General features: G+C 60.3%; 7 protein-coding genes and 1 pseudogene. 2 read left to right on the top strand and 6 right to left on the bottom strand.

Annotation, left to right across the window (positions count from 1 at the left end; translation table 11 throughout):
* Window positions 1-460: pseudogene (locus C0456_RS18855) on the top strand (hypothetical protein); the annotation flags it as partial.
* Between the two features lie 495 nt (window positions 461-955).
* Here C0456_RS18855 and C0456_RS18850 read toward each other — a convergent pair.
* From C0456_RS18850 to C0456_RS18825, 6 genes are all read right to left on the bottom strand, one after another.
* Complete coding sequence (locus tag C0456_RS18850; RefSeq protein WP_291055581.1) at window positions 956-1,117, bottom strand: hypothetical protein; 162 nt, start codon at window positions 1,115-1,117, stop codon at window positions 956-958.
* A 158-nt stretch (window positions 1,118-1,275) separates the two neighbouring features.
* Window positions 1,276-2,079: a lipid II flippase Amj family protein gene (locus tag C0456_RS18845; protein ID WP_291055578.1), complete on the bottom strand. Its 804-nt coding sequence runs from the start codon at window positions 2,077-2,079 to the stop codon at window positions 1,276-1,278.
* 9 nt (window positions 2,080-2,088) lie between these two features.
* Window positions 2,089-2,862 carry a sulfite exporter TauE/SafE family protein gene (locus C0456_RS18840; RefSeq protein WP_291055575.1) on the bottom strand — a complete coding sequence of 258 codons (774 nt, stop codon included), beginning with the start codon at window positions 2,860-2,862 and terminating at the stop codon, window positions 2,089-2,091.
* Between the two features lie 29 nt (window positions 2,863-2,891).
* Entirely contained in the window at window positions 2,892-5,339 is a 2,448-nt protein-coding gene (locus C0456_RS18835; protein ID WP_291055571.1) for a TonB-dependent receptor, read from the bottom strand.
* Between the two features lie 88 nt (window positions 5,340-5,427).
* Entirely contained in the window at window positions 5,428-5,595 is a 168-nt protein-coding gene (locus tag C0456_RS18830) for a YezD family protein (RefSeq protein ID WP_291055568.1), read from the bottom strand.
* Window positions 5,596-5,746: 151 nt separating this feature from the next.
* Entirely contained in the window at window positions 5,747-6,187 is a 441-nt protein-coding gene (locus tag C0456_RS18825; RefSeq protein WP_291055565.1) for an Rrf2 family transcriptional regulator, read from the bottom strand.
* Between the two features lie 179 nt (window positions 6,188-6,366).
* Here C0456_RS18825 and C0456_RS18820 point away from each other — a divergent pair.
* On the top strand, window positions 6,367-8,470 hold a 2,104-nt coding region (locus tag C0456_RS18820), incomplete at its 3' end, for a PAS domain S-box protein (protein WP_291055562.1).

Raw genomic sequence — 8,470 nt, 5'->3', positions numbered from 1 at the left:
AGCCGAACGTCGCGAAAAGATAGTGAAGGACTACGCATCCTTCATATTGGCGTACCTCAACCAGTTGGATGTGGTGAACTTTGACGTCGATCAGGTGACCAAGCTACCTGCCACTATCTCCGATACGGGGAGCGACCTCCCTCGCTCGGTCTTGGCCCATTTCCTGGCTATCATTCAGACCATTTACAAGCACTCTGACTCGCTGTTCGCGCCAATTGTCGTTGATAGTCCAAATCAGCAGGACCAAGACAAGATTAATGTCGGGGCCATGATCGATCTGATTGTTGCATCCCGACCCGACGACGCCCAGACGATACTTGGCACGGTTTCCTTGCACGGCAGAACGATCCCAAATGGGAAGGTTATCGAATTCACGAAGAAAAAATCGGTTCTCGAAGCGGAGGACTACGAACTGATTGCATCGTCAATGCTGCCGTACATGGAGCAACTAGCGCCCTGACGTCGACGGAGCTGCCCGCGGCCGAAAGAAACAGGGGGCCTCACGCAGCTGCAATCCTCGCGATGACTTCGACGATTTAAGCTTGCGGCTTAATGCCGTGGAGCTTTGCCGTCTCCGTGACCAAGAAGTGGCAGGCGCGCTCACAGTCAGTCTTCGAGTCTGCAAAGATCCACCACCCCATTGCTGTTGCGGCGGCGAGAATGACGAAATGGCAACCTAGGCGGGTGCAGGTCTAAAATCTGCCGTTCCGGATCGTGCGCAATCTCAGTAATAGCGGGGAGCCTACTCTGCTCCTCACGAATGGCGTGTCCCGACGTAACTTGCCGTTCCCAAGCGGGTTGGCAAACGACGGTTTTGTCCCAGGACCTTCCGGAAGCTCTCGGCCCAGAGGCGGTCATTCGCTATTGCCTGAGCAATCGTTCGAAGTTGGCGAAAGTTGCCATTTCAGTGCGCCGATCTTAGCGGGAAGCAAGGCGCCAATGGCTTGGAAACGCGCTACATCGTGCCGTCTGGGACCCTGTAAAGGACGTCCACAAGCGCAAAACTGCGCGGGTCGCCGATGAGATCGGCCCCCATCCGGTTCATGGTGTAGGCGACAGCCCAGCCACGCTCGGGATCGGCAAAGGCAAAGAAACCGCCCCATCCCGATTTTGGCATCGCCGCTCCCTTTCCCCGTTCGCCAATGGTTGTCTTCGAGGTCATCGGACAGCTGAAACAGCGCGGTGTCCGAGCCTTCATGATCGCGGCCGGAATTGTTCGGTGCTGCGCATTCTCGTGGTTTGTGCGGCAGGTGGATTGGTATTTAGCCCTCCGCGCTAGATCCAACCGGCCGCCCAGGCGATCACAACCGCCGCCGGAACGAGCATCGCCTGCGCCAGCAGCGTACCGGCAAGTCGGCTCAGCGATACCCAGATCATCGCGCGGCGGAAAGTCGCCTCGGAAACGCTGCCATCCACGACATCATCGGTCAGCGCCGAAATCTGGGGGTCGATCAGTGAGAACAGCAGGATCGTGGCAAAGCCGTTGACGATCGCGGTCATCTGCGAGGCGGTGACGCGGAATTCCGGCACCAGATAGCCCGCATAGAGCGAGGCCAGCACGCCCACCGCCAGCAGGCCCTGCGCGGCGGCATTGGCGGCAAGCACGCTCCAGCTGACCCCGCGTGGGCGCTTGAGAGAACGCAACGTGTCCGCAGAGGGCAGAGTCACCGAATCCCGGATCGTGCTGAGCCCCGCCGGGGTCACACTGCGGAGCAACAGTTTCGTGGTCGAACGGTTCGCCTGAAAGAAGGTGATCGCCGCCGCAAACAGCCGTTGGCCGGTCGGCACCAGCACGATACCGAGCGCGACCGCCGCGGCGGCAGAGAACAGCACCAGACGCAGTTCCCAGATCAGCGCATCGCCCCCGCCGTGCGCCAATGCGGTCTCGATCCGCTTGGCGAGGAACGGGCCGAGAAACCCGTTCGACGTGCGCGACACCAGCAGCAGGATGTTGAACAGGGCAAAGCTCAGCGCGATCCTCCCCGTCCGCACGCCCGCGATCCTCGCGGCATAGGCCAGCGCGCCGATCAGATTGATGAGCGCGGTCAGCGCGCAGATCAGCAGCAGTTCGGTGTCCACACGCGTTCCTTAGATGAGCGGCCATGCCCGGTAGATCGAGTAGGCGCTGGTTGCGATCAGCACGATGGCCACGGCCAGCAGCAGATAGCGGGGCCCGACGCGGCTGGCCAGCACCGCCCCGAAGGGCGCGGCGACCACCCCGCCGATGATCAGGCCGACCGTGATCTTAGTGAAAGCGGCAAGGCCGAGCGTGGCGATGAAGGCGATCGAGATCGACAGTGTCAGCAGGAACTCGGCGGAGTTGACCGAGCCGATGATCTTGCGCGGGTCGCCGCCCTGGATCAGAAGGTTAGAGGTGACCACCGGCCCCCACCCGCCCCCGCCCGCCGCATCGAGAAAGCCCCCTGCCAGCGCCAGCGGACGGGTGTAGCGCGGGTCTTCGAACCGGGGCTTCGACAGGCGGATCGCCCGCCACAGCAGGTAGAAGCCGATGCCGGTAAGGTAGATCATCACGAAGGGCCGCGCCGCCGATGCGTCGATGTTCGACAGCACATAGGCCCCCGCCACCCCGCCCAGCACGCCAAACGGAACCAGCCGCCGGAACAGGCCCCAATCGACATTGCGGTGCCAGATATGGCTCGCCCCTGACGCGCCGGTGGTGAACAGTTCCACCAGATGGACGCTGGCCGAGGCAGTGGCGGGCGGCACGCCAAGTGCGCTGACCAGCAGGGTCTGGGTGATGACCCCGAAGGCCATTCCCAGCGCCCCGTCGATCATCTGCGCGGCCATTCCGATGGCGATGAACGGCGCCATGTCGATCAGGAGCGAGGTGAAGTCAGGCATGAGGCGGTCCTCTCTGCGGCTTTGCAGGTCTAGAAGGTGATCGCGGCTGTCGCGCCGAAGGTGCGCGGGTCGCCGGGCAGCCCCGCGATCAGTCCGGTGTTGCCCGGACCGACGAAGAGCTGTTCGAAATAGTTCTCGTCAAAGGCGTTGCGCACCCACACGAACAGGTTGAGCCCATCATCGCTGCGGAACCCGGCACGAAGGTTCGACAGGCTGTACCCGTCCACGAAGGTGAGGGCCGAGGGCGAGGGGTTGGACGAGAAGTTCGACCGGTAAGATCCGTCATAGCCGAGATAGACTTCGCCCGGCTTGCCGAGGAAGGTGGCGGGCACATTGCCCTCCGCCCCGAAGGAGAACGACCACTTGGACACGCCGGGCAGGCGCTGGCCGGAAATGTCGCAATTGGCCGGGCTGATGCCGCCGGGAGTGCCCGGCGCAGACGGGGTCTGGCCCGGGACGGCTGTGGTGCCGCCGGCCAGTTCCGGCGGGCAAGGCGCATCGGTGAAGCGCACATATTTCGCATCGGTATAGGCCGCGTTCGTATAGGCGGTGAACCGCGCGCTCGGGCGGATGCTGAAATCAGCCTCGATTCCTTGCGATCGCACCTTGCCCGCATTGGCGAGGAACCCGCGCAGCACCCCGAGCTGGCCGTTGTTCACGGTCGCCTGATAATCGCGGATATCGGTGCGGAAAGCGGCAAGATTGAGCGTCGCCTTGCGGTTCCAGAACTGGCTCTTGAGGCCCACTTCGAAGTGATCGACTGTCTCGGGCCGGATCGTCCCCGCCGCCGCGATCGGCTCGCCGTTGGCGTCGGTCGGCAACCCGTTCTGGTTGATCCCGATGGTCTTGAAGCTCTTTGCGTAGGTGCCATAGGCCAGCACATCGGGTGCGACTTCATAGCTGAGCGTAAGATCGTAGGTGAGATTCCAGTCGGTATCCTCGGGCGCGCTGATCTGCGGCTGGAACACCCCCAGCTGGGCGCGGCTTCGCGCGTCGGTTTCTCTGCCGGTCAACTCCTCGCCAGTGCCGGTGAACACCCGCCGCTGATAAAAGCCCTCCTTCTTGTCGTAATTCAGCCGCACCCCGGGCTGGATGGTGAAGGCGTCGGTCACCTTCCAGCTCAATTGCCCGAACAGCGCCGCACTGGTGCTCTTGAGGAACTGCGTGTTGCGCGCGGTCAGCCCGTTCAGCACGCTCGGGTCAAGCGACAGCGGGTTGTTTGGCGCGATTGACCAGCGGCTCGAATTGATACCGTGGGCTTCGGTCCCCTGCGTGTCGATCCGCTGGTTGAAGGCAAAGGCACCCAGCACGAAATCGAACCGGTCGCCGGTGTAGGCGTAGCGGAATTCCTGCGTGTACTGGTCCTGCTGCGAAGGGTTCTGCGACAGGGCCACAATGGAAAGCCCGGTGAAATCGCGGTCGTTCTCGGGCTTCCAGTCCCAGTACCGCCAAGCGGTCACCGAGGTGAAGGTGCCCGGCCCCACGTCCAAGGTGATCTTCAGCGCCGCGCCCGCGATCACGTTGCCCGCATTGAGGTTCGAATCGAGGTCGGTCAGCCGGTCGAAGGGGTTGGCGGACGGCGGGGCGTAGTTCTGCGCGGCGGCAAGGGCGGCGAACTGGCGGTTCAGTGGCCGCTGGGTTGCGCCGGTGCCGACGAACACCGATCCGCAGCACACTGCATCCTGCTTGTTGTAATCGCCCACCAGCTTGATTTTGAGGTTGCTCGTCGGCTCCCACAAAAGCTGTGCGCGCAGGCCGATATTGTCGAGGCTCTGGATGTTCTCGCCTGTGGTGACATTGCGGATCGTGCCGTTGCGGCTGGTTCCCGAGAACGCGACCCGCGCCGCAACCGTCTCCGACAGCGGCCCGGAGACGGCAAGCCGCGCCTGCTGGAAGTTGTAATTGCCGACACTCACCTCGGCGCGGCCCTCGAAGTCGAAGGTCGGCTGGTTGGTCTGGATGTTGATCGCGCCTGCGGTGGTATTCTTGCCGTAGAGCGTCCCCTGCGGCCCGCGCAGCACCTCGATCTGGGCCACATCGAGAAAGTCGAACGTGGCCGAGGCGACGCGCGAGTAATAGACATCGTCGACATAGATGCCGACGCCCTGTTCGAACCCGTCGCTGGTGAGACCGAAGGGCACGCCCAGCCCGCGGATATTGACCGCGGTGTTGCGCGGGTTCGATGAGTAGAATTGCAGGGTCGGGGCAAGCTGCTGGAGCCGGTTCACGTTGAACGCGCCCGTTTCGTCCAGTTGCTTCGCATCGAGCACCGACACGGCGAGCGGAATGTCCTGCGCGCTTTCGGAGCGGCGGCGGGCGGTGACGATGATGTCATTGCTGTCTGCCTGCGCCTCGTCAGCCGAGGCTGCGGCATCATCGGTGGCAGGAGCCGCTCTCTGAGCGGCGGCGGGAACGGTAAGCAGCGCGGCAACGCCGGCGCCGAGCAGCAGCGCGCTGCGGAGGGTAATCGGATGCATAATATCTCGCCTTTGCAAGCGGGAAGGCATCCGGCGGTCCGGTCTGCGGGTCCCTGTTATGATGGGGTCTGAGCGGGTCACGGGCCGGTCAATCGGTCAGCCGTGTCCTTTCGGTAATGTCGATCTGCATGACCTTGCCGTCATGCACGGTCAGCTGGATCGCGCCGTAGCGCAGGCGGCCAAGCGCCTCGCCAACCAGCGCCAGCGCCGGGGGCAGATTGCCCCTGTCAGTAACGCCATTGTCCTTGTGGTCCATGATTGGGCCTTTCGTTGCGTGGGAGTTGCCTGCCACGCAAGGACGTAAACTCAAGTGGATCGATTGACAATGCGACAGACGACGCAGATTTTCTGTCACCGGACGAAAGGTGGGCTTTATGCGCCGTTCTGACGGACTGCCGTCTGCACGCTCAGACGGCATCCTGGGCGAAGGGCGGAACGGGCGTGATCGGATCGGACAGGCGGATGCCATCGAGAATTTGCGCTGTCCGGTCGCGCACGTCGAGCAGCAGAGCGCGGGTGCGGCATTCGCCTTCCTCAAGGCAGTTCTTGCACTTCTCGTGTGCATAGCGGCTGGCGCAGGGCACCAGCGCAAGGCTGCCGCGCATGTGCCGGATCAGGTCGCCATAGGTGACGTCGATCGGCGGGATCGCCAGCCAGTATCCCCCGTCGCGCCCGCGCTGGGATTCGACCAGCCCCGCACGGGTTAGCTCGGACAGGATCACGGTCAGGAACTTGGCGGGAATGTTCTGCTTGTCGGCGATTTCGGCGAGCTGGATCGGGCCGCCGCCGTAATTGTCGGCAAGGTGCTGCATCGCGCGAATGGCATAGCGGGTCTTCTGGGACAGCATGGTGGATTGTCTATCCGTCAGGTAGGCAATCGGGTCAAGCGATCTGTATGCCCTGAAGTAGCGACCCAATTGTCCTTTGTTATGGCAATGGAAATCTGCTTTAAACGCACTCGTGAAAAGGCTGCCACTGACCTCCTTTCAAGCGGCTTTGGCAACGATGCTGACCGGTGAGTGCGACGATGGATGAGGCATTTTACACCGACATGTTGGATGCCATGTCGGATGGGGTAATGGTTTTCGATCACGAAAAACGGATCACCTTCTGCAACCAAGCGTTTCTTGACATCACCGGATTTAATCGCGGTGATCTTGATCATGCACTTTCGGCAATCATCGAAGGCGCTGGCACCGATCCGAAAGTTATTGCCGCGATTAACGCTTCGCTCTCCAAGGGCGCAGAATTTGATGGCGAAATCCTAAGTTTTCGTAAGTCTGGAGAGCCATTCTTTAACCATTTCGTCATAAAGCCGGCTATCAAAATATCGGGTGGTGAAAATCATTTCATCGGGATCGTGCGAGACGTTACATCAAAAATCACAAACTATTGTGGTTTTGAGCGAGATTACGAGTTTATTTTCGAAAATGTATTGGCGGGCATCATAATTCATGATCCAGATTCCCGCGTTCGCTTTATTAATCGTAAAGCTAGAGAAATGCTCGGCCTTACAGGAAATGCGGCGATCGACAGAACCGCTGAAGATCGTGGTTGGCAGTTCCTTCGCCCTGACGGATCTCCGATGCCGCTCGAAGAGTTGCCTTTCAACCGTGCCATTGACGAGAATACAACGGTTCGAGGCGTTCTGCTTGGCCGCAAGCATCCGTTTGACGACAGCATCGGTTGGGCGCTTTGTGATGCTTTCCTCGCGAGGAACGATGCAGGTGAAGTTACCGCTGTGCTTGTCAGCTTCAGCGATGTCTCACGCCTCATAGAAAGTGAGAAGTCTGCGAACGCATACCGCGAACGGTTCGAGCTTGCAGCGCGTGCTAGTCAAGATGTCATTTTTGAATGGAACATCGAGACCGATGCTTTCAGCGCCAATGAGGCGTTCAAGAACATATACGGCTATGATCCACCTGCGATTATGACGCCCGAAAATCTCGATGCGCTTATTGCTACCGAAAATGGCCAGCATGTCGTTCGCGACGTTGCGCTTGAGGCTATTGAGTCTGGAACTGATCGTTTTGCCGTCGATTATATGATCAATCGTCCCGATGGCTCGATGGGCCATGTTGCAATCCGCGCCTTCATCGTCCGAAATTCGCAAGGAGAGGCGACGCGGGTAATTGGGACGGCAACCGATATAGGCCGTTTAACGGCTGCTCTTGCTGCCCTGGAGGAGTCAGAAGCCCGCTTCCGGATTATCGCGGATACGGTGAGCGATGTTCTGTGGGATAACAACTTAGATTCAGGGCGATTGTGGATGACGCCAGATTGGGCAACCAAACTGGGGGTGCCAGAACCGTCAGGACCGCCGAAGGAGGCGCACTGGAGAGATTTGATCAGCCCTGCGGATATTGGTGCCGCACTTCAGTCCTATAACGAGGCGCTGAACTCGAAAGCGACCAATTGGGAGACTGAGTATAGGATTATCAGCGCGGATGGCCGAACGATCAATGTGGCCGTAAAGGCCCGCATTTTACGACACCCAGATGGTAGGGCTTACCGCGTGCTGGGGAGCGTGCGTGACGTGACGGCATTGAAGCGTCAGCAGGAAGGTTACACACGAGCGCGAGCGCTCGAGGCAGTTGGCCAGCTTACCGGCGGTGTAGCGCACGACTTCAATAACCTATTGATGATCATTCTTGGCAACGCAGAGGTTCTCGAAACCACCGTGCTTGACGAAGATCAGGCCGAGTCGGTTGCGATGATCCACCAAGCCTCAAGCAGCGCTGCGGACCTGACCCGACGGCTGCTTTCCTTCTCCCGCCAGTCGCAGCTTCGTGCTGGATGTGTTGAACTGACCAGCTTGATGACCAACACGGTTGCACTGCTGAGAATAGGTATCCCGGAGACCATCGCGATCCGTTGCGATTTGAAGCCTAGTATCTGGCAAGCCAAAGCCGATGGCAATGCGCTGGAGCAAGCCGTCATTAACCTAGCAGTCAATGCGCGCGATGCGATGCCTGATGGCGGTGAGATTACCATCTCCGCCGAAAATCAAACGATCTCATCAGATGTGCAGTCAGCCCTATTGGACCTCGAGGCAGGCGACTACGTGATGATCTCGGTGACAGACACTGGCCACGGCATGCCACCTGAAGTGCTCGGAAGGGCATTTGAGT

This window comes from Hyphomonas sp., assembly GCF_013823385.1.
GTDB lineage: Bacteria > Pseudomonadota > Alphaproteobacteria > Caulobacterales > Hyphomonadaceae > Hyphomonas.
This window is presented reverse-complemented; position numbering and strand designations above follow the sequence as displayed.